Below are 23,173 nucleotides of genomic sequence, written 5' to 3'. Positions count from 1 at the left end.
AATAAAGGTACTGACGGGAAAGCGCAGGGCGTAAAGGCGAAGAAAATATCGCCAGGCGTTCGCAGTCTGGCGATGATAAGTCACGGGAGGGTTATGATTTATCTTCCTGTGGCAGATGCCGGTAGATATAGACGCCGCTCAGCAGGGTAAAAATGAGCGTCAGCGCCGTGAGTCCAAAGACCTTAAAGTTGACCCAGATATTTTGCGGCAACCAGAAGGCGATATAAATGTTAGCCAGACCGCACGCAATAAAAAACAGCGCCCACGCCAGGTTCAGCTTTGACCAGACCTGCTGCGGCAACGCCAGTTCTTTACCTAACATACGTTGGATTAACGGTTTTTTCATCACCCACTGGCTTATTAACAGCGCGCCGGCGAACAGCGCATAAATAACCGTCACCTTCCATTTAATAAATTCATCGTTATGGAAGAAGAGCGTCAGACCGCCGAAGACGGCAACCAGAACAAAGGTAATCAGCGCCATCTTCTCTATTTTCCGATAGCGCACCCAGCTATAAATCAGCACGATTGCCGTCGCGACAATCAGTGCGGAGGTCGCCGCATAGATGTCATAAAGTTTATAAAACGCAAAAAAGACAACCAGCGGTAAAAAATCCAGAAACTGCTTCATTCTTCGATTCCATCATCAACGAGCGTCGAATGCGCCGCGTAACGGCGCATTGCGGATTATTGGCGAATCAACATATACAGGCGGAATAAGTAGATAAGCAATACTGCGGAAATCAGATTGCTCAACGTATTCGCCAGTACAGCGCCTACATTTGGGGTCAGTACAGCGAAGCTGGGCGCGAACAGCAATAGCAATGTTTTAGCCAGTAACCAGCCTATCACCGCGGGCGCGACCAGTCTCATGTTAGCCCAGGCTAAACGCATACTGCTGCGCATTGCGGCAAACACGCCCATTTTCTCTTCAACCAACATCACTGGCGCAAGCGCCAGCACAATGGCCATAATAATCCCCGGAACGACAATCAGCATTATACCGATTTGCACTAACAGGGTAGTCAGAAAAATAAGAATAAACAGTTTAGGCAATGCAGGGGCGCTGGCGCCGATAGCGCGCAGCGCGCTAACCCGATGTCCCGCTGAAACTAACTGAATCATCAGGATGATACCGCCGGCCAGAATAGCGTTGCCGATAAGCCCGGAAAACGTCGAGGCGGCAGAGGCGCGCAACAGGATCTGCTGCTGCTCCGGCGTCATATTTTGTACCAGCTCAAACAGGCCAGCGCTGCCTGCCAGATGTTCTCCTTCACTGAGTTGCGCGATTTGCGCATCGCTGGGTGAAAAGGCATGACCTAAGACCACCGTGATAAATGCGCACAGCAACGAAACCAGCAAGATAGTAATAAATTGATTTCGGAAAAAATTTCCGGCGTCACGGTAAACGGACTTCGCCGTGATAGACATGCACTCTCCTTGAGTTTTGCAGGTGTTAATTTGCGGGCAATTGTACCCTGGATAACTCTACAGTGGCAGCATCAGCAGTTGTATGGAAAAGCATATCTTTGTAAAGCGGCGGTAATCCGTATCGCGCGCGGGCGCGATTGCACGCCTCATTCACTTCGCCTCCTTCGCCCGATATCGAAAATTCGCGACAGGTTGAAGGGCGGTTTTCATAAATAGCGCAACTGACGTTTTCACCCGGCGTGCCAATTAGCGCTTTACAGTGCGGCTGTTTTTGGTTGGTACCGGCCATACAACGTAAAAAAGGAGTAACAGGCTCGGTTAATGATGCCGGAACGCGTCCGCTGGCATCGTCGCCTTCAGCCCAATAAAAGGAGACACGAAAATAGGCACAACAGGCACCGCATGTCATGCATGGGTTAAGAACGCTCATGATTCACCTGCAAAAAACTCACGTATCAATAGATTACAACGGAAATTAATCTGTCCCGCAGTGTTCGCGAATCTTAACGCCACGCGCCATTGCGGGACATTGATTACCTTAGCCAGCCTTTATCGCCAGGGCAACAGGAGCAGACAAATATTTGCATAGCGTGAATATGTCAAAATTGATCTGAATTCCTATAACCAGGATTTTCAATACAAGTTATAAATTAATCTGGATCAATAAATGTTAAATTATAAGAACAAATGTGATCTGTGTTAGATCACTTATTACTTCATTGTGGGTATATTCATCACGCTTTTATAACCATAACGATGGAGCGGGTATGAAAAAATTTACAGTGGCGGCACTGGCGTTAACAACTCTTCTCTCAGGCAGCGCTTTCGCGCACGAAGCCGGAGAATTCTTTATGCGTGCAGGTCCGGCAACCGTCAGACCTACAGAAGGGGCGGGTGGTACGCTGGGGCATTTAAACGGGTTTGATGTGAGTAATAACACGCAACTCGGCCTGACATTCACTTACATGGCGACGGACAATATCGGGGTTGAATTGCTGGCGGCCACGCCGTTCCGCCATAAGGTGGGTACGGGCGCGACGGGCGATATCGCCACGGTCCACCTGTTACCGCCAACGTTAATGGCGCAGTGGTATTTCGGCGATTCCAGCAGCAAAGTGCGTCCTTATGTCGGCGTGGGGGTGAACTACACCACCTTCTTCGATAACGACTTTAACGATAATGGTAAAAATGCCGGGCTGTCCGATCTGAGCTTTAAGGATTCCTGGGGCGCGGCAGGGCAAGTTGGGGTAGATTACCTGATTAACCGCGACTGGTTAATTGGCGCCTCTGTCTGGTACATGGATATTGATACTACCGCCAATTATAAAATGGGCGGCGTTCAGCATCATGACAGCGTGCGTCTGGACCCATGGGTATTTATGTTCTCGGCAGGCTATCGTTTCTAATCGCGTGATGTTGTGACGAAAAAAGACCCCGCCAGGCGGGGTCAAAAAAGGACATGACACACGGATTTTACTTGTCGGAACTCACTTGTCTTCTTTCGGTTCGCCGCAGCCTAGTTCTGCGCCAGTGAGAGGATCAACGGTGGGGTCCGATTTCGTTCTTTCTGCCATCGCTTTGAGCAGCGCCATCTGCTCGCGCGGCAATTTCACTGTCGCCAGGCCATCGCCGCCATCAACAGCAGGCATCGGTTCTGCGACATAGTTGAAGTTCTCATCGCTATTCCAGCTACCTCGCGGATCGTCGCCTTGCGACATGTTGTAGTACACGTCGGTATACTGTTCTACCGGCGGTAATTTACCCGGCGGGAAGTTGTTACGAATCGAATACAGCGCCTTTTCAAAAGAGAGCTGGTGCGCGACTTCACGGGTCATTAAGAAACTGAGCGTGTCTTTTACGCCGGGATCGTCGGTCAGATTAATCAGGCGTTCATAAATGATCTTCGCTCGCGCCTCTGCCGCGATGTTTGAGCGTAGATCGGCTGTGACTTCGCCGATAGTATCAATATAAGCCGCGGTCCACGGTACGCCGCCGGAGTTTGTCAACGCCGGGCCGCCGCCATACAGCAGAGAGGTGATATGGCTGTCATTACCATTCTGCGTCAGCGAGCGATAAAGTTCCGCTTCGTTTTCGGTGCCTTCCGCCAGCTCGCCTTTAGCGCCTTTATTAAGCATTCCTACCAGTGAGCCGATAATTTCCAGATGACTCAGCTCCTCGGTGGCGATGTCCATTAACATCTCTCTACGACCGGCATCATCATCGCTTAAACCTTGCGTGAAGTAGCGGCAGGCGGCCGCCAGTTCGCCCTGCGGGCCGCCAAACTGTTCCAGCAGCAGGTTCGCTAATCCAGGATTAGGTTCGCTCACTCGCACAGTATATTGAAGTTGTTTTACGTGTCGAAACATATTGCCTCCTGCTTATTATTTATTTTTTGGCTTCAACGCCATCTGCTTCAGATCGCAGTAAAAATTGTTCCGTTGTCTGCGGAATATGTTTGATAAGCCAGTCAGCCATTTGCATTTCTTCTTTCAGAATGGCTTCAATCGTCGGAATTGAGGCAGTGTCGCCAGCTTTTTTTGCCGCTGCCAGCAGAGAGGTATAACAAGCAATTTCGAACTGCTCGAAAACATAACCGCTAATTGAACCTTTGACAATTTCATCGGAAGGGAACATGCCACCGATAGATTGCCCCATTGCTGCCATTTTACTCATGGAGTCTTTCAACACCGAACGGGAAATGCCATTACGGTCCAACACTTCTTCGAGCATGGTAATTTGATGTTTTGTTTCACTAATATGTTGTCCAATTCTGGCTTTTATATCAGGATAATTTTCAATACGGCTGGCCATAGATTCAAGCATCGATTCTGCCTGTTTTTCCATGGCATGGGCGTCACGAAGCCAGTCATGATAATGTTCAGTATAATTCATTTTACATTCCTCAATGCGTGATAATCTGCTCCGATAATAAAATCGGAATCATGCAAGCTGATAATTAAAAATATTATTTCGATTTGCGTTCAGCACTTTTATTAACATTGCTGACTGCTAAATCGGTAAGTTTTAAATCAGTTTGTTTTTCCTCGTCGAGGGTTTCTTTGAGCAGTTTTAATGCCTTGCTATAGCCGAGCTGCTCGGCCAGGGGGGCTAGCGTGCCGTAGCTGGCGATTTCGTAATGCTCGACTTTTTGCGCCGCGGCGATAAGCGCTGCATCGCGTACTTCGTTTTTCTCCGTACTTTCGATGACTTCATTGGCTTCTTCAATCAGCCCTTCCATAGCGACGCATTTCATTCTTTTCAGTTTAATGCCAGATTCAGATTCGACGATCTGATCAATACGTTCAATCTGACCCTGGGTTTCTTCAAGATGAGATTGAAAGGCCTGGCTTAATTTTTCATTGGACGTGGATCTGGCTAGTTTAGAAAGAGCCTTGGTTAATTGTTTTTCTGCACTATAGGTATCTGAAAGTAGATGGATAAAAAGGTCTTCAACGGTTTTGATATTCATAAATCTAATTCTCCTGGGCAAAATACTGCGAGCCAGAAGACTCGCAGATTGCTTGATAAAAGCATGTGTTGTATTTACATTACAGTAAATCAGGAATTATCGGATTTACGTCCGCCGTGACTATTCTGACCACCTTTTTTACCGGCTTCAGAAGCTCGTTGCGGATCGTTTTTGAAATTCCCACCGCTATGCTGACCGCCTTTGCGGCCCGCTTCAGATGCTTTTTCACGATTCTCGGCGAAATTTCCTGAACCACCACGATGTTCGGCCATATTATTTCTCCTGTCTCGTTGCTTGCTGAAAAAATCGGTTTTAACCGTGTCGACACCCTATTAAAATTAGTTGGTTAAACCGATTAGTCAAATTGACGGAAATAGTTGTGATTTACCGCGTAAATAACGCACAAAAAATGGTTTAGAGATAATATATTCTATATTTTCTTTTAGAATAAGCGATTTAACAGAAAATGCTTTGCATTGTTATTAATAACAAGCGTCACTATCTGCGGCCATAGAAACGTTAGTGCATTGTTTATTGACATTTCTTTACATAAAGGCGGGGGAAATTGACGTGAAAACGCTAAATTTTTCGGCGTGATTAGGAGTTTTCTTAGCAAAAATTGACTTCAGACTTTTTGAAAGCTGGACGGGGAATAACACCAAAAAGATTGATGATGTACGTCTGAATCGTGATTCTGGTTCGGCGCCAGCCACTCATTAAGCCGCCAGCGTTATGCTGACGGCTTAACCCGTTATGCTCGGCTGGCGGCTTTCATGGCTGAGACAAAGGACCTGAGCTCCGCCAACATCTGTTCGGGAGACGCGAGGTTTTTCTCGATAATCTTGACAATGGCTGAGCCGGAGATAGCGCCAGCCGCCCCGGCACGCACGGCCGCAGACACCTGTTCCGGCGAGGAGATACCGAAGCCCTGTAACGCAGGCGCGGCATGGTACTCTTTAAGCTTCTCAATGAGATGATGCAACGGCAATGCGCCACGGTTTTCTGCGCCGGTGACGCCCGAACGCGAAAGCAGGTAGGTGTAACCGCGGCCGTAAGATGCGACCTGGCGCAGAAGATCGTCATCCGCATTTGGCGGGCAGATGAAGATCGGCGCGATATTATGCCGTAACGCCGCCTGGCGGAAGGGGGCCGACTCTTCAACCGGGACATCTGCGACCAGCACGGAATCTACGCCAACCTGTTCACAACGGGCATAGAACGCATCTATGCCGTTATTGAATACCAGATTCGCGTACATTAGCAGGCCAATCGGAATGGTCGGGTGTTTTTCACGAATCAGCGCCAGCATTTCAAAACACTGAGCCGGCGTGACGCCAGCGGCGAAGGCGCGTAAGTTCGCATTCTGGATGGTAGGGCCATCGGCCAGCGGATCGGAGAAGGGAACCCCCAGCTCCAGAGCGTCGGCGCCAGCGTCAATCAGTGTGTCGATAATTTTCAGTGACTGTTCAATGCCAGGGTCGCCCAGAGTCACGAAGGGGACAAAAGCGCCTTCCCGGCGATCGTTGAGCTGTGCAAATAAATTTTCGTAGCGTTCCATCAGATTTCCCCTCGCGCTTTCAGGATATCGTGTACGGTAAAGATGTCTTTATCTCCGCGGCCAGAGAGATTGACCACCAGCAGTTGCTCTTTTTCCGGCTGCTCGCGCATCATTTTCAGAGCGTGCGCCAACGCGTGGGAGGATTCCAGCGCCGGGATAATTCCCTCATGGCGGCACAACGTTTTGAAGGCTTCCAGCGCCTCATCATCGGTAATGGAGACATAATCCGCGCGTCCGATGCTGTTCAGGTACGCATGTTGCGGCCCAACGGACGGGAAATCGAGCCCGGCGGAAATGGAATATGACTCTTCAATTTGCCCGTCCGCTGTTTGCATCATCGGCGCTTTCATCCCGAAATAGATGCCAACGCGACCATGTTTAAGCGGCGCGCCATGCTCGCCGGTTTCAATACCGTGACCGCCAGGTTCAACGCCTATTAGCCCGACGCTGGTATCATTAATAAAATCGGCAAACATCCCGATAGCGTTTGAGCCGCCACCGACGCAAGCGATAACGGCATCTGGCAGACGGCCCTCTTTGTCGAGGATTTGCGCTTTCGTCTCTTCGCCAATCATGCGCTGGAACTCGCGAACGATGGTGGGATAGGGATGCGGTCCTGCCGCCGTGCCGAGCATATAGTGCGCGGTTTCGTAACTACCGGACCAGTCGCGCAGCGCCTCGTTACAGGCATCTTTTAGCGTAGCGGAGCCGCTATGAACCGGGATGACCTCAGCGCCCATCAGACGCATACGGAAGACGTTCGGCGACTGGCGCTCAACGTCTTTGGCGCCCATATAGATACGGCATTTCAGACCCAGCAGGGCGCTGGCGAGCGCAGAGGCGACGCCGTGCTGACCGGCGCCGGTTTCAGCGATAATCTCGCTTTTACCCATCCGTTTGGCCAGCAGCGCCTGACCCAGTACCTGATTGGTTTTGTGCGCGCCGCCGTGCAGTAAATCTTCGCGCTTTAAATACAACGTGGTACGCGTACCGGCGGTAATGTTCTGGCATTTCGTCAGCGCGGTGGGGCGTCCCGCGTAGTTTTTTAGCAGATCGGCGAATTGCGCCTGAAATTCAGGATCTTTTTGCGCGCTGACGAAGGCCTCTTCAAGCTGGTTCAGCGCAGGCATCAGGATCTGCGGCACATACATGCCGCCGAATTCACCAAAGTAGGGGTTGAGAAGTGTTGTCATGTTTTTTCCTTAATATGCGCGCAGTGTCTGAAAAACCGAGGCCAGAAGACGAGCATCTTTGATGCCCGGCTGTGACTCCACACCTGAATTAAAATCGAGACCGGCACAGCCGACTTGCGCCGCCTGGACGCAGTTATCGGCCGCCAGCCCGCCCGCCAGTAACACATCATCCAGCGGTTGCCCCTGTAACAGTGACCAGTCGAAGCGCTGCCCGCTGCCGCCTTGCCCATTGTCGAAAATGTATTTATCGACATGGTGATAATCGCGTGCGGGAAGGGCATTGCTAACGCTCAGCGCCTTCCAGATTTGCACATTGCGCGGCAACGCCTCGCGCAGCGCGTTGACATACGCCTGGTCTTCGCTGCCATGTAGCTGTACGGCAGAAAGCGACAGGACGGCGGCTTTCTGGCAAACATCGGCGATATCAGCGTTCTGGAAAACGCCGACATACTGCAATGGCGCGCCGCTTATCACTTCTCGCGCCTGCTCAACGCTCACCGCGCGTGGAGATGAGGGCACAAAAATCAACCCGCCATATATTGCGCCAGCGTCACAGGCCGCTTTAGCGTCCTGGGCGCGGGTCAGGCCGCAGACTTTATTTTCGCCAAGCAGCACGCGACGGACGGCGGCGTTAAGATCGTCATGCGCCATTAACGCCGAGCCAATTAAAAAACCGTTGGCGAAGTGGCTCAGTTCGCGTACCTGACCATAGGTGTTAATCCCGGACTCGCTGATGACAGTCACGCCGTGGCCCAGTTTTGGCGCCAGCTGGCGGGTGCGATTCAAATCAATCGACAGATCGCGCAGATCGCGATTGTTGATACCTACCACTTTTGCGCCTAACGCTATCGCGCGCTCCCGTTCTTCGTCATTACTGATCTCCGTGAGCACGCCCATTTTCAGACTGTGCGCGACGGCGGAGAGTTGGCGATACTGTTCGTCATCCAGAACCGAGAGCATCAGTAAACAGGCATCGGCCTGATAGTAACGGGCAAGGTAGATCTGATAGGGATCGATAATAAAATCCTTACACAGAATCGGCTGCGGCGCGCTTTGGCTAACGACCGGCAGAAAATCGAAGCTCCCCTGAAAATATTTTTCGTCGGTGAGCACCGAGATTGCCGAGGCGTAATGTTGATAAATACTGGCAATACGCGCCGGATCGAAATCATCGCGAATCACGCCTTTTGATGGCGATGCTTTCTTACACTCCAGAATAAAGGCGGTACGCGCGCCCTGGAGCGCATCATAAAAATGGCGTGTACTTGGCTGGATCTCATTTTGAAAACTGGCCAGCGGCTGTTGCTGTTTGCGGGCTTCTACCCAAATCGCCTTGTCTGCGACGATTTTCGCTAAAACGGTTTGCATTATTTACCCTCTTGCCGCCAGTGCGGTGACTCTGTCATATGCGGTGCCGTTGCGCAGAACATCAAGCACGGTTTGCGCGTTGGCCTTGAGATCTTCCTGACCATGCAGACGCATCAGCATCGCCACGTTGGCGGCGACGGCGGCCTCATGCGCGGCATCGCCTTTACCTTGTAATAACCGCGTCAGAATGTCACGGTTTTCTTCCGGCGTGCCGCCAGCCAACTGATCCTGATGGTAAGGCGTCAGGCCAAAATCCTCCGCCGTAAGTTGATAGCTTTTAATTTCGCCGTCATGCAGCTCCGCGACAATCGTCGGCGCATGGAGCGAAACCTCATCCATGCCGCCGCTATGTACCACCGCCGCGCGCTGATAGCCCAGTACCCGTAAGGTTTCCGCAATCGGCAGCACCAGTTCCGGGCTATAGACGCCAATCAACGCCAGCGGCGGATGCGCCGGGTTGATCAGCGGGCCGAGTACGTTGAACAGGGTTCGCGTTTTTAACTGTTGGCGAACCGGCATCGCGTGACGGAATCCGGTGTGATATTTCGGCGCGAACAGGAAACAGACGCCCAGTTCATCTAACGCCTGACGTGATTTATCGGCGTTCATATCCAGATTAATACCGAACGCCGCCAGCAGATCGGATGACCCCGATTTGCTGGACACGCTACGGTTGCCGTGTTTCGCCACTTTCAGTCCACAGGCCGCCGCGACAAAGGCGCTGGCGGTAGAGATATTGATACTGTTGCTGCCATCGCCGCCGGTACCAACGATATCCGCAAACAGATACTCCGGGCGCGGGAACGGGGCGGCATTTTCCAGCAACGCAGTGGCGGCGCCGGCAATTTCATTGGGATGCTCGCCGCGAATTTTCATGCTCACCAGCGCGGCGGCGAGCTGTTCAGGTTTAAGTTCGCCGCGGACGACCGCCGAAAACAACTGATGGCTCTCTTGTTGCGTCAGAGTTTGCGCCTGATAGAGTTTCTCCAGAATTGGCTGTAGGGTGTTGGTCGGTTCCAGCTTTTGCTGAGCCCAGGCTAATGTTTGCTCCAGTAGACGCGCACCCTGTGTCGTCAGGATGGACTCAGGATGAAATTGAAAACCGCAAACGCGATCCGCATCATGACGTACCGCCATCACCATGCCGTTGAAATGGGCGTTAATGGTTAGCCCGGCAGGAACATTACTGCCGACCAGCGAATGATAACGCGCGACCGGTAGCGGATTCGCCAGCCCGGCGAACATCGCCTGACCGTCATGCTCAATGCTGGAGGCTTTGCCATGCAGGATTTCTCCCGCCTGACCGACATAACCGCCGTAAGCTTCGACAATCGCCTGATGCCCCAAACAAATGCCGATGATCGGTAACTTGCCGCGTAGTCGGGTCAGCAGCTCCGGCATACAGCCTGCCTCGCTGGGAACGCCCGGACCGGGGGAGAGCATTAGCACCGGGTTTTTCATTGTCGCCAGGCGATCGATAAGCGTCTGCGCCGGAATATGGTTACGGTAAATCACCACGTTATGACCGTTGGTCCGTAGCTGATCTGCCAGGTTCCAGGTAAACGAGTCGATGTTATCGAGCAGCAGAATATCAGCCATCAGAAGGTCTCCTGTGCATGATGCGCGGTGGCGATAGCACGCAATACGGCGCGCGCTTTATTACGGGTTTCATCGGCTTCAGACTGCGGAACCGAGTCCAGCACAATTCCGGCGCCCGCCTGTACGGTGGCGATACCGTTCTCCACCAGCGCGGAGCGGATAACAATACAGGTGTCCAGATCGCCGTGGGCGGTGAAGTAACCGACCGCGCCGCCATAGCTGCCGCGGCGCTGTCCTTCCGCATCGGCAATCAACTGCATGGCGCGTACTTTCGGCGCGCCGCTCAGGGTGCCCATGTTCATGCAGGCGCGATAGGCGTGCAGCGCGTCGAGATCGTGACGCAGTTCGCCCACTACCCGGGAAACCAGATGCATCACGTACGAATAGCGGTCAACTTTGGTCAGATCGGCAACGTAGCGACTGCCCGGCGTACAGATGCGCGCCAGGTCATTGCGCGCCAGATCGACCAGCATCAGATGTTCGGAAAGCTCTTTATGGTCGGTACGCATGTCCAGCTCAATACGGCTGTCGAGATCTCTGTCCAGCGTACCATCGGCGCGGCGACCGCGTGGACGGGTACCCGCGATGGGGTAAATCTCAATCTGACGGCTGGCGGCGTCATATTTCAGCGAGCTTTCCGGCGACGCGCCGAAAAGCGTGAAATCATTATCCTGCATAAAGAACATATACGGGCTGGGGTTGCTCTTTTTCAGCACGTAGTAGGCAGCCAACGGCGACGGGCAGGGCAGTGAAAAGCGGCGCGACGGCACCACCTGAAATATCTCGCCCGCGCGGATGGCTTTTTGCAACTGGCGTACCACCGCGCCGAACGCGTCATCGCTCTGATTGCATTCACAGCGCATGTCCGGCACCGGCGTCACCGGCAACGGCGGCGCAGGCTGGGTTAACTGTTGGCTAAGGTACGCCAGGCGGGCGTTGAGGCGCTGTTTTTCCCGGTCGCTGGCGGTGAACAGACTGGCCTGAATACGGGTGCTTTTTTTCTGATGATCTATCACCATCAGCGTTTCCGCTAAATAAAAGCAGTAGTCCGGGCAGTTATTGCCAGCCTCAAGGTGTGGCAGTGCTTCAAAGCCAGCGACCAGGTCGTAGGCAAACAGACCGCCGAAAAACATAGCCTCCCGCTCTTGCGTCGGTATGTTCACCACTCCCTGTAACAGGCGGAACGCATCAAATACCGACAGAGAGCATAAACGGGCGTCTTCATCTAATAATGGGCTGACGGGCGGAAAGCGTAGAATGCGACCGGCAGGCAGGACCTCGTTCTCCACGCCAGCGGGCAGGGCGGTATCCAGTAGCGGCAATAACGAGGCGCCATTATCAGATAACGCCTGAATAGTGACAGTGTCACCTAAAGCGGTAATGCGCAGCGCGCTATCTACCAGCAGCAGGCTTTTTAAATCGTCTTTACTGTCGATATCCGCGGATTCCAGCAGCAGCGTTGCCGGGCGATCGCCGCAGACCTGATGAAAAAGCGCCGTTGGGTTTTCCCGGTAGGCGGCATCGCAGGTCAACAGTTCGAGCGTGGGTTTTGGTGTTTGCATGGTTATTCTCATTATTTTGTTCAAAAAAAAGCCCGCTTGACAGGCGGGCCGGGTATCGTTTGGCTGATTACAGCTGTTCATACACCGCCCGCTATCAGGAAGTGCGCCACCAACCGTGTAATGCAAATGTCGCTGCCATTTTAGATACCCTCTTCATGTGAACTTTCGTACTAGTTAACTAGTTCGATGGAATAATGTCAACACCTATTTCAGTATATTTGCCGGAACCGTTATGATGTACATGACATACCTTTATCTCTATGGGAGCCGCCTTGAGCGACACGAATTACGCAGTGATTTACGATCTGCACAGTCATACCACGGCGTCCGATGGACTGTTGACGCCAGAAACATTAGTACACCGTGCGGTAGAGATGCGAGTCGGCACGCTGGCGATTACCGATCATGACACCACAGCCGCGATTCCTGCGGCAAGAGAAGAAATTTCACGTTGCGGGCTGGCCCTGAATCTTATTCCCGGCGTGGAGATTTCAACGGTCTGGGAGAATCATGAGATTCACATTGTGGGTCTGAATATTGATATTGCGCACCCGGCAATGCGCGATTTTCTGGCGCAGCAGACACAGCGGCGTCAGGCGCGCGGTCAGCTCATTGCGGAGCGTCTGGAAAAAGCCCACATTCCCGGCGCGTGGGAAGGGGCATTGAGACTGGCCAATGGCGGCGCGGTGACGCGCGGCCACTTCGCCCGCTTTCTGGTGGAGTGCGGCAAAGCCGCGACCATGGCGGATGTTTTTAAAAAATATCTCGCGCGTGGGAAAACCGGTTACGTTCCGCCGCAGTGGTGTACAATAGAACAAGCTATTGATGTCATTCATCATTCTGGCGGTAAGGCGGTGTTGGCCCACCCGGGACGCTACGACCTTAGCGCTAAGTGGCTGAAAAGATTAGTGGCGCATTTTGCCGACCATCACGGCGACGCGATGGAAGTGGCGCAGTGCCAACAATCACCCAATGAACGCACCCAACTGGCGACGCTTGCGCGTCAGCATCATTTATGGGCATCGCTTGGATCTGATTTCCATCAGCCCTGCCCGTGGATTGAGTTGGGGCGTAAACTCTGGCTGCCCGCTGGCGTTGAAGGCGTATGGCAGGCATGGGAACAGCCGCAAATATCACAGTGAGGGAAGTATGAGCCAGTTTTTTTATATCCATCCGGATAACCCACAGCAACGGCTGATTAATCAGGCCGTCGACATTGTGCGTAAAGGCGGTGTTATTGTTTATCCAACCGATTCCGGCTATGCCCTTGGTTGTAAAATTGAAGACAAAGGCGCAATGGAGCGCATTTGCCGCATCCGTCATCTGCCGGACGGCCACAACTTCACGCTGATGTGCCGCGATTTGTCCGAGTTGTCGACCTACTCCTACGTCGACAACGTGGCATTTCGTCTGATGAAAAACAATACGCCGGGTAATTACACCTTTATCCTGAAGGGGACAAAAGAGGTGCCGCGCCGTCTGTTGCAGGAAAAGCGTAAAACTATCGGCCTGCGCGTACCGTCAAACCCGATTGCGCTGGCGTTATTGGATACGCTGGGCGAACCGATGCTCTCGACGTCGTTGATGCTGCCTGGCAGCGACTTTACCGAGTCGGACCCGGAAGAGATTAAAGATCGGCTGGAGAAGCAGGTGGATCTGATCATCCACGGCGGTTACCTCGGTCAACAGCCTACCACGGTAATTGATTTGACCAATGACTCCCCGGTGGTGCTGCGCGAAGGCGTCGGCGACGTTACACCTTTCTTATAAGGGCGTTAGCCTGTATACTACGCGGCCTTAAAATGGCGCGGCAACGCGCCGTTCATTCTCCTGTTCGACGCCTGTGAAGGCGACACCTGAAGGAAGCTCTATGAGCGAAAAGTTACAAAAAGTGCTGGCGCGCGCTGGCCACGGCTCTCGCCGTGAAATCGAATCCATTATTGAAGCGGGACGTGTCAGCGTTGACGGTAAAATCGCCACGCTTGGCGATCGTGTTGAAGTCACTCCCGGTTTGAAAATCCGTATTGACGGTCACCTGATTTCGGTGAAAGAGTCGGCGGAACAAATTTGCCGCGTTCTGGCCTATTACAAACCAGAAGGTGAACTGTGTACCCGCAATGACCCTGAAGGGCGACCAACCGTTTTTGATCGCTTACCGAAACTGCGCGGCGCGCGGTGGATTGCGGTAGGACGTCTGGATGTCAACACCTGCGGGCTATTGTTATTTACCACCGACGGTGAACTGGCGAACCGCCTGATGCACCCTAGTCGTGAAGTTGAACGTGAATATGCCGTGCGCGTGTTCGGTCAGGTGGATGAATCGAAACTGCGTGATTTAAGCCGTGGCGTACAGTTGGAAGATGGCCCGGCGGCATTTAAGACCATTAAATTCAGCGGCGGCGAAGGCATTAACCAGTGGTACAACGTGACGCTGACGGAAGGGCGCAACCGCGAAGTTCGCCGACTGTGGGAAGCGGTAGGCGTTCAGGTCAGCCGTCTGATCCGCGTTCGTTACGGCGATATCCCGCTGCCGAAAGGCCTGCCGCGCGGCGGCTGGACTGAGCTCGACCTCGCGCAAACGAACTATCTGCGTGGTCTGGTAGAGCTCCCGCCGGAAACCTCGTCGAAGGTTGCCGTCGAAAAAGACCGTCGTCGTATGAAAGCGAACCAGATCCGTCGGGCGGTAAAACGCCACAGCCAGATAGCTGGCGGACGCCGCTCCGGTGGGCGTAATAACAACGGGTAATCTCTACCGCGGTCTATAGGCCGAGAATCATCAGACAAGAGGGTTTGTGCCGGATGGCGGCGCAAACGCCTTAATCCGGCCTACGGTTAATAATCAATTCCCATCTGGGCTTTTACGCCCGCGTCGAAAGCATGTTTAACCGGACGCAGTTCGCTGACGGTATCCGCAAGATCAAGAATATCCCGGTGACAGCCGCGACCTGTAATAATCACCGTCTGGTGACCAGGGCGCGCGTTTAGCGCGCTTATGACCTCTTCCAGCGGCAAATAGTCATACGCCACCATATAGGTCAGCTCATCCAGTACCACCATATCAAGCAGCGGATCGGCCAGCATCCGTTTCCCATGCTGCCAAACGGCCATACATGCTGCAGTGTCTGCCTCGCGATTTTGCGTCTCCCAGGTAAATCCCGTTGCCATCACCTGAAATTCGACGCCATGCGGTTCCAGCAGATTACGCTCGCCGTTGGGCCAGGTGCCCTTAATAAATTGCACCACGCCTACGTTTTTACCGTGTCCTACGGCGCGGGCGGCAGTCCCGAAAGCCGCCGTGGTTTTGCCCTTACCATTGCCAGTAAACACGATAATAATACCGCGCTCTTCCTGTGCCTGGGCGACACGGGCGTCAACCCGATCTTTTACCTTCTGCTGGCGCTGCTGATAACGTTCATCACTCATTGGGCGATTCCTGGTTTACGGCCCGGTTGGGCGTCAAAGGTCATACCGGTTTTACGGCGACTGTCGTCGCCCATAAGCCACAGGTAAAGCGGCATAATATCGGCAGGCGTTTTTAATTTCTGTGGATCTTCCGTCGGAAAGGCGCTGGCGCGCATACTGGTGCGCGTGCCGCCCGGGTTAATGCAGTTAACACGCAGAGAACGGTTCTGGTATTCGTCCGCCAGCACCTGCATCATTCCTTCAGTAGCAAACTTCGAGGTGGCATAGGCGCCCCAGTTGGCGCGTCCCTGGCGGCCAACGCTTGATGACGTAAAGACCAGCGAGCCGGCATCGGACTTCAATAATAACGGTAACAGCGCCTGGGTGAGCATAAAGGTGGCGTTAACGTTTACCTGCATGACATCCTGCCAGATCTGCGGATCTTGTTCGCTCATTGGGCCGATTTCCCCCAGTAACCCGGCATTGTGCAGGACGCCATCCAGGCGGGGATATTGCGCGGCGATGCGGTCGGCCACTTGCCGGCACTCTTCAGCGGTGCAGGTCAGCAGATCGAGCGTAAACCACTGTGGTTGAACATGTTGCTCGTCAGCAATGTGCTGCGCGACCCGACGCAGTTTCTCTTCGTTGCGTCCCAGCAGAATCACCGTTGCGCCGTAACGCGCATACGTAAGCGCGGCTTCCCGCCCAATGCCATCGCTGGCGCCAGTGACCAGAATAATGCGGTTTTGCAATAGATCTTGTTTCGGTTGGTAATGCATGGCTACTCCTCAACGGTGTGGTGCACCGTCCTGCCAGGTTGTCTTATCTTCGCGTTAACTTTTCGGGTTTATGCCTGAAAGCGCCTTTTTTTTCAATCAGACAGGGGCGATAACGCCGTAAAATGAACGTCTTGTCATACTTTTTCTTCCTCAACAGGCATACGGATGAAGAGAGACTGACTTCGATGCCTGTTGTACACTGAGCGCAAGTCGCGTTATTTAATCAAGGTGGGAGTCGTGGAATTGTTGTCTGAATATGGCTTATTTTTGGCAAAAATCGTCACCGTTGTGGTGGCCATTGCCGTCATTGTGCTGCTGATCGTGAATGCTACGCAACGCAAACGTCAGCGCGGCGAGCTGCGCGTGACCAATTTGAGCGAGCAGTATCAGGAGATGAAGGATGACCTTGCTGCGGCGTTGATGGATGGCCATCAGCAAAAACTGTGGCATAAAGCGCAGAAAAAAAAGCATAAGCAGGAGGCGAAAGCCGCCAAAGCAAAAGCGAAGCTGGGGGACATTGCGACATCGGACAAACCGCGCGTATGGGTGATAGATTTCAAAGGCAGTATGGACGCTCACGAAGTTAATGCGTTACGCGAAGAGGTCACGGCGGTGCTGGCAGTGGCGAAACCCGGCGATCGGGCGGTTGTGCGTCTGGAAAGCCCCGGTGGCGTTGTGCACGGCTATGGCCTGGCGGCATCGCAATTGCAGCGCCTGCGCGATAAAAATATTCCGCTGACCGTGACGGTGGATAAAGTCGCGGCAAGCGGAGGCTACATGATGGCCTGCGTGGCGGAAAAAATTATCGCGGCGCCGTTTGCTATTGTGGGGTCAATTGGTGTTGTCGCGCAAATCCCGAACTTTAACCGCTTTCTCAAAAGTAAAGACATTGATATTGAACTGCATACCGCAGGGCAGTACAAACGTACCCTGACTTTGTTAGGCGAGAATACGGAAGAAGGGCGGCAGAAGTTTCGTGAAGATCTCAACGAAACGCACCATCTGTTCAAAGAGTTTGTGCAGCGGATGCGTCCGGCTCTGGACATTGAACAGGTCGCCACGGGCGAACACTGGTACGGTCAGCAGGCGCTGGAGAAGGGACTGGTTGATGAGATTAACACCAGCGATGAGGTTATCCTCGGCCTGATGGAAGGGCGCGAGGTGCTGAATGTGCGCTATATGCAGCGTAAAAAACTGATCGATCGTGTTACCGGCAGCGCGGCGGAAAGCGCGGATCGGCTGCTGCTGCGCTGGTGGCAGCGTGGACAAAAGCCGTTGATGTAAACCGCTATTGCCGGATGGCATTCAGCGCCATCCGGCATGGATTAATCAACCAGGTGATACTTCTCAGACAGCACATGCGCCAGGTGTTTAAACATGTTAAACACCGCGGTGCTTTTAGGGGTCGGTAACCCTTGCTCGTCTAAAAAGTAATCGCCGCTGAAAACCAGCACGCCATTTCTCTGCGTTACGCCGGTGGCGACAATACCTGCCATCGTGTCTTCATGTTCCCGAATAATTTTGTTGGCTTCAAGCAACAGTGTTTCGCGATCGATAGGTTGCGTCTCTTTATGCATTTTTTACTCCTTAAACAAGGAGATTAGTCTACGCTGAGCACTTCTGATGGGCAAATATTCTCACAGGAAATTGATGGATTTGTCATGTTGCGTTCACTGGCAAGATTTGTTTTTGCATGCTAATAAAGTTGCGTATCGAATTTTATCAGGTACAGTGTGACGCTTTCGTCAATCTGGCAACAGAATTGCTTGACATTCGACCAAAATTCCGTCGTGCTATAGCGCGTGTGTGCAAAAAAGCCTGTTAACTCAGTCACCTGAGGGTTACATTTCGTACACAAAGCCAGTACAAGGGGTTGATATCCGCAGACGCAGAGACCATATATCGTTGTCTCGTCGCCAGTGGAAGGTGAATCAACGTGCGACGCATTCCTGGAAGAATCAACTTAGGTAAAGGTGAATATGGGTAAAGCTCTTGTCATCGTTGAGTCCCCGGCAAAAGCCAAAACGATCAACAAGTATCTGGGTAATGACTACGTGGTGAAATCCAGCGTGGGTCATATCCGTGATTTGCCGACCAGTGGCTCAGCAGCTAAAAAGAGCGCCGACTCTACCTCCACCAAAACGGCTAAAAAGCCCAAAAAGGATGAACGTGGCGCTCTCGTCAACCGTATGGGGGTTGACCCGTGGCACAACTGGGATGCGCACTATGAAGTGCTGCCCGGTAAAGAGAAGGTCGTCTCTGAACTGAAACAGTTGGCGGAAAAAGCCGACCACATCTATCTCGCAACCGACCTTGACCGCGAAGGGGAAGCCATTGCATGGCACCTGCGGGAAGTGATCGGCGGCGATGACGCGCGCTACAGCCGCGTAGTCTTTAACGAAATAACCAAAAATGCCATTCGCCAGGCGTTTGAACAGCCGGGCGAGCTGAACATTAACAGGGTCAACGCCCAGCAAGCGCGCCGCTTTATGGACCGCGTGGTAGGCTATATGGTCTCGCCGCTGCTGTGGAAAAAGATCGCCCGTGGTTTGTCGGCAGGTCGCGTTCAGTCTGTCGCGGTCCGTCTGGTCGTTGAACGCGAGCGCGAGATTAAAGCGTTTGTTCCGGAAGAGTTCTGGGAAATTGACGCCAATACGACGACGCCGTCTGGCGAGGCGCTACCGCTACAGGTCACGCATCAGAACGACAAGCCATTCCGTCCGGTAAATCGCGAGCAGACGCTTGCCGCCGTCAGCTTGTTGGAAAAAGCGCGCTATAGCGTACTGGAGCGTGAAGATAAACCGACCAGCAGCAAACCTGGCGCGCCGTTTATCACTTCCACGCTACAACAGGCGGCCAGCACCCGGCTGGGCTTTGGCGTGAAGAAAACCATGATGATGGCGCAGCGTCTGTATGAGGCGGGCTACATCACCTATATGCGTACAGACTCCACCAACCTGAGTCAGGATGCGGTCAACATGGTGCGCGGTTATATTGGCGATAATTTCGGCAAGAAATACCTGCCGGATAACCCGAACCAGTACGCCAGTAAAGAAAACTCTCAGGAAGCGCACGAAGCGATCCGTCCTTCCGACGTTGCAGTCATGGCGGAATCGCTGAAAGACATGGAGGCTGACGCGCAGAAGTTGTATCAACTAATTTGGCGTCAGTTTGTCGCCTGTCAGATGACGCCAGCACAATATGACTCTACTACGCTTACCGTTGGCGCAGGCGAATTCCGTCTGAAAGCGCGTGGGCGTATTTTGCGCTTTGACGGCTGGACAAAAGTGATGCCGGCGCTGCGTAAAGGCGATGAAGATCGTACATTACCTGCCGTGAATAAGGGCGATGCTCTGACGCTACTTGAATTGACGCCTGCTCAGCACTTTACTAAACCGCCAGCCCGGTTTAGCGAGGCTTCTCTGGTTAAAGAGCTTGAGAAGCGCGGTATTGGTCGTCCGTCTACCTATGCGTCGATTATCTCGACCATTCAGGAGCGCGGCTATGTTCGCGTTGAAAACCGTCGCTTCTATGCGGAAAAAATGGGTGAAATCGTCACCGACCGGCTGGAAGAAAACTTCCGCGAATTGATGAACTACGATTTTACCGCGCAGATGGAAGATAGTCTGGATCAGGTTGCGAATCACCAGGCCGAGTGGAAAGCGGTACTGGATAACTTCTTCAGCGATTTTACTCAGCAGCTCGATAAAGCCGAGAAAGATCCGGAAGAAGGGGGGATGCGTCCTAACCAGATGGTGCTGACCAGCATCGACTGTCCAACCTGTGGCCGTAAAATGGGAATTCGTACTGCCAGTACGGGAGTTTTCCTTGGGTGTTCAGGTTATGCGCTTTCGCCGAAAGAGCGTTGTAAAACGACCATTAACCTGGTGCCGGAAAATGAAGTTCTGAACGTGCTGGAGGGCGACGACGCCGAAACCAACGCCCTGCGCGCCAAGCGTCGCTGTCAGAAGTGCGGTACGGCGATGGACAGCTATCTGATCGATCCGAAGCGTAAATTGCATGTGTGTGGTAATAACCCGACCTGTGACGGCTACGAGATTGAAGAAGGCGAGTTCCGCATCAAAGGGTATGACGGCCCGATCGTTGAGTGTGAGAAATGTGGTTCCGAAATGCACCTGAAAATGGGGCGTTTTGGTAAGTACATGGCCTGTACTAACGACGAATGTAAAAATACCCGTAAGATCTTGCGTAACGGCGAAGTTGCGCCGCCGAAGGAAGATCCTGTTCCATTACCGGAACTGCCGTGTGAAAAATCGGACGCGTACTTTGTGCTGCGCGATGGCGCCGCAGGGATATTCCTGGCGGCCAATACGTTCCCGAAATCACGCGAAACGCGCGCGCCATTAGTCGAGGAGCTATACCGGTTCCGTGATCGCCTGCCGGAAAAACTGCGTTATCTGGCGGATGCGCCGCAGCAGGACCCGGAAGGTAATAAAACCGTTGTTCGCTTTAGCCGCAAAACAAAACAGCAGTACGTTGCGGCGGAAAAAGACGGGAAGGCGACGGGATGGTCAGCGTTCTTCGTCGACGGCAAGTGGGTTGAAGGCAAGAAATAACCCCGGCCTGTCGCCACTGTAGTCAAGCGGGCCGCGTAAGCGGCCCTTTTTTATATCCCCTTCATATTTCAAGTGGCTTATGTGTTGGCTACGGATTACTCGGCCCATCTATGGGCCTCGCCCTGACGGGCCGTCGCACGCGACGTTCAAATCTGCTCCCGGCTGATTTGTCGCTCACCCCAGTCACATCGTTATCTATGCTCCTGGGAACTCACTCCCTTGCCGCCTTTAAGCAACTCGAATTATTTTGGGTATAGCGGGCTTATTATTTTATCGCGCTGGCTATACAGTTCAGATATAAATGATATAGTGGTTATAGTTAACATCTTTTTTATTATTAAATCGTATTAGCAGCCCAATGATGTCTGCAGATAAACGATGGCCTGATGGCGCTAATCTGGATGATGTATTATGAAATTGCAGCAGCTTCGTTACATTGTTGAAGTGGTTAATCATAACCTTAACGTCTCCTCTACCGCTGAGGGGTTGTATACTTCCCAGCCGGGGATCAGCAAGCAGGTTAGGATGCTGGAAGATGAGCTTGGCATCCAGATTTTCGCCCGCAGTGGTAAGCATCTGACTCAGGTGACGCCCGCAGGTCAGGAGATTATTCGTATTGCGCGTGAGGTGCTTTCCAAAGTCGATGCCATTAAGTCGGTCGCCGGCGAGCACACCTGGCCGGATAAAGGCTCGCTCTATATTGCCACTACCCATACTCAGGCGCGTTACGCATTGCCAGGCGTGATTAAAGGCTTCATCGAGCGTTACCCGCGCGTTTCGCTGCATATGCACCAGGGGTCGCCAACGCAGATTGCGGAAGCGGTATCGAAAGGGAACGCCGATTTCGCGATTGCCACGGAAGCGCTGCATTTATATGACGATCTGGTGATGTTGCCATGCTATCACTGGAACCGTTCGATAGTGGTGACGCCGGATCATCCATTGGCGGCAACGTCTTCCATAACGATCGAAGCGCTGGCGCAGTATCCGCTGGTGACGTATACCTTCGGCTTTACCGGGCGTTCCGAACTGGATACCGCTTTTAATCGCGCAGGGTTAACGCCGCGGATCGTCTTTACTGCAACCGATGCGGATGTGATTAAAACGTATGTCAGGTTGGGGCTGGGCGTTGGCGTCATTGCCAGCATGGCGGTCGATCCGCTTACCGATCCTGATTTAGTGCGGATTGACGCGCACGATATTTTTAGCCACAGCACCACAAAAATTGGTTTTCGCCGTAGTACTTTTTTACGCAGCTATATGTATGATTTTATCCAGCGTTTTGCGCCACATCTGACGCGTGATGTGGTGGATACGGCGGTGGCGTTGCGTTCTAATGAAGAAATTGAAGCGATGTTTCAGGATATAAAGCTGCCTGAAAAGTAATATCACCGTGGGTTTGTGTCGTAGTGGCATGGCAGACAAAGCCGCCTTTTGCAATATCCCTCGAAGTATTACGGGTAATGATCAGCAAAATAGTGTTGAATTACCCGTCCCGCCAGTTTCTTTTTCCAAATAGTTATCTTGAGTCAAAAGATTGATTTATTCACTGGCAACGATTCGTAAATTGACTGGATTTTTGACTAAAGTTTATTTAGGATTTGTCTCATCTGATGATTAATTGTACCGATTGTTTGGTGCTGAAATGATAAGTGATACCGATAGCATGAGGTTAGTAATGCCTTCTGAAAACCAGGAACCGCGCCGCGACCCTGAGCTCAAACGTAAAGCATGGCTGGCGGTTTTTGTGGGTTCTGCGTTGTTCTGGGTAGTGGTAGCGCTTGTTATCTGGCATTGGTGGGGCTAAGTGAGCATTACGTCGGAACGCGAGCGCGTGGTCGCGCCCCCGATTCAATCTGGTGACGATGATAACACCCCGGATACGACCGTTTTTCGGTCTGTTCCGCAACACTGGACGCTCACACCGCAGCAGCGGGCATTTATTGATGCTTTTGCTGATGAGGTGTCACAAAAATAATATCCGTCTTTTTATTGGCGTTATTGTTTTATTAACGCTGTCTTATTACACCGCAGCAACCGTGTGCTGAGCGCCTCTCAGTATTGATTAAACACAGTTGGTGTCGCCTATGTTAACGTTAAATATAAAGTATTGGTCATGGACTGGCGCGTTTATATTATCGCTACTGTTCTGGGTCGAGTTAATCTGGATTGCCGTCTAATCTCGTCAAAGCCCGATAATGCGTTATTTATCGGGCTTTTTCATCTTCGCTCCTC

The 23,173-nt window shown here is 52.6% G+C and carries 26 protein-coding genes and 1 other annotated feature; of the genes, 10 read left to right on the top strand and 16 right to left on the bottom strand.

Annotated features, from left to right (window positions below):
• Positions 1-91: 91 nt before the first annotated feature.
• Genes ACLJTG_RS03085 through ACLJTG_RS03075 form a run of 3 tightly spaced genes read right to left on the bottom strand, consistent with a single transcriptional unit; the run spans position 92 to position 1,861 of the window.
• The gene (locus ACLJTG_RS03085; protein WP_000808682.1) at positions 92-631 is read right to left on the bottom strand and encodes a septation protein A; all 540 of its coding nucleotides are present in this window, start codon (positions 629-631) and stop codon (positions 92-94) included.
• Between the two features lie 56 nt (positions 632-687).
• On the bottom strand, positions 688-1,431 hold the full coding sequence (locus ACLJTG_RS03080; protein ID WP_000028507.1) for a YciC family protein: 744 nt from the start codon (positions 1,429-1,431) through the stop codon (positions 688-690).
• Positions 1,432-1,456: 25 nt separating this feature from the next.
• Positions 1,457-1,861 carry a YkgJ family cysteine cluster protein gene (locus ACLJTG_RS03075; RefSeq protein WP_000114955.1) on the bottom strand — a complete coding sequence of 135 codons (405 nt, stop codon included), beginning with the start codon at positions 1,859-1,861 and terminating at the stop codon, positions 1,457-1,459.
• Between the two features lie 337 nt (positions 1,862-2,198).
• On the opposite strand from ACLJTG_RS03075, the gene ompW reads away from it, so the two are divergent.
• Entirely contained in the window at positions 2,199-2,837 is a 639-nt protein-coding gene (gene ompW / locus ACLJTG_RS03070; protein WP_000714799.1) for an outer membrane protein OmpW, read from the top strand.
• Between the two features lie 81 nt (positions 2,838-2,918).
• On the opposite strand, the gene ACLJTG_RS03065 is transcribed toward ompW, so the two are convergent.
• The 10 genes from ACLJTG_RS03065 to trpL all read right to left on the bottom strand — a co-directional run bounded on the left by ACLJTG_RS03065 (position 2,919) and on the right by trpL (position 12,319).
• The gene (locus tag ACLJTG_RS03065) at positions 2,919-3,797 is read right to left on the bottom strand and encodes a manganese catalase family protein (RefSeq protein WP_000488349.1); all 879 of its coding nucleotides are present in this window, start codon (positions 3,795-3,797) and stop codon (positions 2,919-2,921) included.
• A gap of 19 nt (positions 3,798-3,816) precedes the next feature.
• Positions 3,817-4,323 (bottom strand): DUF892 family protein, encoded by a 507-nt coding sequence (locus ACLJTG_RS03060; protein WP_198898144.1) that lies wholly within the window; start codon positions 4,321-4,323, stop codon positions 3,817-3,819.
• A 73-nt stretch (positions 4,324-4,396) separates the two neighbouring features.
• On the bottom strand, positions 4,397-4,900 hold the full coding sequence (locus ACLJTG_RS03055; RefSeq protein WP_198898143.1) for a DUF892 family protein: 504 nt from the start codon (positions 4,898-4,900) through the stop codon (positions 4,397-4,399).
• An 89-nt stretch (positions 4,901-4,989) separates the two neighbouring features.
• Complete coding sequence (locus ACLJTG_RS03050; protein WP_000807657.1) at positions 4,990-5,172, bottom strand: general stress protein; 183 nt, start codon at positions 5,170-5,172, stop codon at positions 4,990-4,992.
• Positions 5,173-5,651: 479 nt separating this feature from the next.
• Positions 5,652-6,458, bottom strand: coding sequence for a tryptophan synthase subunit alpha (gene trpA / locus ACLJTG_RS03045; RefSeq protein WP_000443029.1), 807 nt, complete (start codon positions 6,456-6,458; stop codon positions 5,652-5,654).
• Positions 6,458-7,651, bottom strand: a complete 1,194-nt coding sequence (gene trpB, locus ACLJTG_RS03040; RefSeq protein WP_000209485.1) for a tryptophan synthase subunit beta — start codon at positions 7,649-7,651, stop codon at positions 6,458-6,460. Before trpB ends, trpA begins: the two co-directional genes overlap by 1 nt.
• 9 nt (positions 7,652-7,660) lie before the next feature.
• Positions 7,661-9,019, bottom strand: a complete 1,359-nt coding sequence (gene trpCF / locus ACLJTG_RS03035) for a bifunctional indole-3-glycerol-phosphate synthase TrpC/phosphoribosylanthranilate isomerase TrpF (protein WP_023204357.1) — start codon at positions 9,017-9,019, stop codon at positions 7,661-7,663.
• Between the two features lie 3 nt (positions 9,020-9,022).
• A complete protein-coding gene (trpD, locus tag ACLJTG_RS03030) occupies positions 9,023-10,618 on the bottom strand; it encodes a bifunctional anthranilate synthase glutamate amidotransferase component TrpG/anthranilate phosphoribosyltransferase TrpD (protein ID WP_000763492.1) in 1,596 nt (531 codons plus the stop codon).
• The gene (gene trpE, locus ACLJTG_RS03025) at positions 10,618-12,180 is read right to left on the bottom strand and encodes an anthranilate synthase component I (RefSeq protein ID WP_001194376.1); all 1,563 of its coding nucleotides are present in this window, start codon (positions 12,178-12,180) and stop codon (positions 10,618-10,620) included. The genes trpD and trpE overlap by 1 nt, the downstream gene beginning before the upstream one ends.
• 22 nt (positions 12,181-12,202) lie before the next feature.
• Positions 12,203-12,298, bottom strand: a sequence feature (Trp leader region).
• On the bottom strand, positions 12,275-12,319 hold the full coding sequence (gene trpL, locus ACLJTG_RS03020; protein WP_010989026.1) for a trp operon leader peptide: 45 nt from the start codon (positions 12,317-12,319) through the stop codon (positions 12,275-12,277). (Overlaps the previous feature by 24 nt.)
• 121 nt (positions 12,320-12,440) lie before the next feature.
• Here trpL and rnm point away from each other — a divergent pair, with 121 nt between their 5' ends.
• From rnm to rluB, 3 genes are all read left to right on the top strand, one after another.
• Positions 12,441-13,322, top strand: coding sequence for an RNase RNM (gene rnm / locus ACLJTG_RS03015; RefSeq protein ID WP_052932110.1), 882 nt, complete (start codon positions 12,441-12,443; stop codon positions 13,320-13,322).
• A 7-nt stretch (positions 13,323-13,329) separates the two neighbouring features.
• Positions 13,330-13,950, top strand: a complete 621-nt coding sequence (locus tag ACLJTG_RS03010) for an L-threonylcarbamoyladenylate synthase (RefSeq protein WP_000077250.1) — start codon at positions 13,330-13,332, stop codon at positions 13,948-13,950.
• 100 nt (positions 13,951-14,050) lie between these two features.
• Complete coding sequence (gene rluB, locus ACLJTG_RS03005) at positions 14,051-14,926, top strand: 23S rRNA pseudouridine(2605) synthase RluB (RefSeq protein ID WP_001291233.1); 876 nt, start codon at positions 14,051-14,053, stop codon at positions 14,924-14,926.
• 86 nt (positions 14,927-15,012) lie between these two features.
• Here rluB and cobO read toward each other — a convergent pair whose 3' ends face one another.
• Together cobO and ACLJTG_RS02995 are read right to left on the bottom strand one after the other, a co-directional pair.
• Complete coding sequence (gene cobO / locus ACLJTG_RS03000; RefSeq protein WP_001278856.1) at positions 15,013-15,603, bottom strand: cob(I)yrinic acid a,c-diamide adenosyltransferase; 591 nt, start codon at positions 15,601-15,603, stop codon at positions 15,013-15,015.
• On the bottom strand, positions 15,600-16,361 hold the full coding sequence (locus ACLJTG_RS02995) for a YciK family oxidoreductase (RefSeq protein WP_079951546.1): 762 nt from the start codon (positions 16,359-16,361) through the stop codon (positions 15,600-15,602). Before ACLJTG_RS02995 ends, cobO begins: the two co-directional genes overlap by 4 nt.
• Positions 16,362-16,598: 237 nt before the next feature.
• Here ACLJTG_RS02995 and sohB point away from each other — a divergent pair, with 237 nt between their 5' ends.
• Positions 16,599-17,645 (top strand): protease SohB, encoded by a 1,047-nt coding sequence (sohB, locus tag ACLJTG_RS02990; RefSeq protein WP_000422082.1) that lies wholly within the window; start codon positions 16,599-16,601, stop codon positions 17,643-17,645.
• 41 nt (positions 17,646-17,686) lie between these two features.
• On the opposite strand, the gene ACLJTG_RS02985 is transcribed toward sohB, so the two are convergent.
• On the bottom strand, positions 17,687-17,938 hold the full coding sequence (locus ACLJTG_RS02985) for a YciN family protein (protein WP_000548616.1): 252 nt from the start codon (positions 17,936-17,938) through the stop codon (positions 17,687-17,689).
• A gap of 402 nt (positions 17,939-18,340) precedes the next feature.
• Here ACLJTG_RS02985 and topA point away from each other — a divergent pair, with 402 nt between their 5' ends.
• The 5 genes from topA to ymiC all read left to right on the top strand — a co-directional run bounded on the left by topA (position 18,341) and on the right by ymiC (position 23,118).
• Positions 18,341-20,938 (top strand): type I DNA topoisomerase, encoded by a 2,598-nt coding sequence (topA, locus tag ACLJTG_RS02980; RefSeq protein WP_079951547.1) that lies wholly within the window; start codon positions 18,341-18,343, stop codon positions 20,936-20,938.
• A 411-nt stretch (positions 20,939-21,349) separates the two neighbouring features.
• Entirely contained in the window at positions 21,350-22,324 is a 975-nt protein-coding gene (gene cysB, locus ACLJTG_RS02975) for an HTH-type transcriptional regulator CysB (protein WP_000776231.1), read from the top strand.
• Positions 22,325-22,604: 280 nt separating this feature from the next.
• Positions 22,605-22,745 (top strand): YmiA family putative membrane protein, encoded by a 141-nt coding sequence (locus tag ACLJTG_RS02970; RefSeq protein ID WP_213083417.1) that lies wholly within the window; start codon positions 22,605-22,607, stop codon positions 22,743-22,745.
• Complete coding sequence (locus ACLJTG_RS02965) at positions 22,746-22,916, top strand: hypothetical protein (RefSeq protein WP_000029027.1); 171 nt, start codon at positions 22,746-22,748, stop codon at positions 22,914-22,916.
• 109 nt (positions 22,917-23,025) lie between these two features.
• Positions 23,026-23,118 carry a small membrane protein YmiC gene (gene ymiC, locus ACLJTG_RS02960; protein ID WP_223195386.1) on the top strand — a complete coding sequence of 31 codons (93 nt, stop codon included), beginning with the start codon at positions 23,026-23,028 and terminating at the stop codon, positions 23,116-23,118.
• Positions 23,119-23,173: the final 55 nt, after the last annotated feature.

This window comes from Salmonella sp. SAL00672 (assembly GCF_046552175.1).
GTDB lineage: Bacteria > Pseudomonadota > Gammaproteobacteria > Enterobacterales > Enterobacteriaceae > Salmonella > Salmonella enterica.
Note: the sequence above shows the minus strand (reverse complement) of the source record. Positions and strands in the feature narration are given on the sequence as shown.

What these genes read in the sequence shown, in the direction of transcription:
- rluB (WP_001291233.1), top strand. Translation starts at nt 14,051, where the DNA reads ATGAGCGAAAAGTTACAAAAAGTGCTGGCGCGCGCTGGCCACGGCTCT.
- trpA (WP_000443029.1), bottom strand. Translation starts at nt 6,458, where the DNA reads ATGGAACGCTACGAAAATTTATTTGCACAGCTCAACGATCGCCGGGAA.
- trpCF (WP_023204357.1), bottom strand. Translation starts at nt 9,019, where the DNA reads ATGCAAACCGTTTTAGCGAAAATCGTCGCAGACAAGGCGATTTGGGTA.
- cobO (WP_001278856.1), bottom strand. Translation starts at nt 15,603, where the DNA reads ATGAGTGATGAACGTTATCAGCAGCGCCAGCAGAAGGTAAAAGATCGG.
- trpB (WP_000209485.1), bottom strand. Translation starts at nt 7,651, where the DNA reads ATGACAACACTTCTCAACCCCTACTTTGGTGAATTCGGCGGCATGTAT.
- ACLJTG_RS03060 (WP_198898144.1), bottom strand. Translation starts at nt 4,323, where the DNA reads ATGAATTATACTGAACATTATCATGACTGGCTTCGTGACGCCCATGCC.
- ACLJTG_RS02995 (WP_079951546.1), bottom strand. Translation starts at nt 16,361, where the DNA reads ATGCATTACCAACCGAAACAAGATCTATTGCAAAACCGCATTATTCTG.
- ACLJTG_RS03010 (WP_000077250.1), top strand. Translation starts at nt 13,330, where the DNA reads ATGAGCCAGTTTTTTTATATCCATCCGGATAACCCACAGCAACGGCTG.
- ACLJTG_RS03055 (WP_198898143.1), bottom strand. Translation starts at nt 4,900, where the DNA reads ATGAATATCAAAACCGTTGAAGACCTTTTTATCCATCTACTTTCAGAT.
- topA (WP_079951547.1), top strand. Translation starts at nt 18,341, where the DNA reads ATGGGTAAAGCTCTTGTCATCGTTGAGTCCCCGGCAAAAGCCAAAACG.
- ACLJTG_RS03085 (WP_000808682.1), bottom strand. Translation starts at nt 631, where the DNA reads ATGAAGCAGTTTCTGGATTTTTTACCGCTGGTTGTCTTTTTTGCGTTT.
- rnm (WP_052932110.1), top strand. Translation starts at nt 12,441, where the DNA reads ATGGGAGCCGCCTTGAGCGACACGAATTACGCAGTGATTTACGATCTG.
- ACLJTG_RS02970 (WP_213083417.1), top strand. Translation starts at nt 22,605, where the DNA reads ATGAGGTTAGTAATGCCTTCTGAAAACCAGGAACCGCGCCGCGACCCT.
- ymiC (WP_223195386.1), top strand. Translation starts at nt 23,026, where the DNA reads ATGTTAACGTTAAATATAAAGTATTGGTCATGGACTGGCGCGTTTATA.
- trpD (WP_000763492.1), bottom strand. Translation starts at nt 10,618, where the DNA reads ATGGCTGATATTCTGCTGCTCGATAACATCGACTCGTTTACCTGGAAC.
- cysB (WP_000776231.1), top strand. Translation starts at nt 21,350, where the DNA reads ATGAAATTGCAGCAGCTTCGTTACATTGTTGAAGTGGTTAATCATAAC.
- ACLJTG_RS02985 (WP_000548616.1), bottom strand. Translation starts at nt 17,938, where the DNA reads ATGCATAAAGAGACGCAACCTATCGATCGCGAAACACTGTTGCTTGAA.
- ompW (WP_000714799.1), top strand. Translation starts at nt 2,199, where the DNA reads ATGAAAAAATTTACAGTGGCGGCACTGGCGTTAACAACTCTTCTCTCA.
- trpE (WP_001194376.1), bottom strand. Translation starts at nt 12,180, where the DNA reads ATGCAAACACCAAAACCCACGCTCGAACTGTTGACCTGCGATGCCGCC.
- ACLJTG_RS03075 (WP_000114955.1), bottom strand. Translation starts at nt 1,861, where the DNA reads ATGAGCGTTCTTAACCCATGCATGACATGCGGTGCCTGTTGTGCCTAT.
- ACLJTG_RS03050 (WP_000807657.1), bottom strand. Translation starts at nt 5,172, where the DNA reads ATGGCCGAACATCGTGGTGGTTCAGGAAATTTCGCCGAGAATCGTGAA.
- ACLJTG_RS03080 (WP_000028507.1), bottom strand. Translation starts at nt 1,431, where the DNA reads ATGTCTATCACGGCGAAGTCCGTTTACCGTGACGCCGGAAATTTTTTC.
- ACLJTG_RS03065 (WP_000488349.1), bottom strand. Translation starts at nt 3,797, where the DNA reads ATGTTTCGACACGTAAAACAACTTCAATATACTGTGCGAGTGAGCGAA.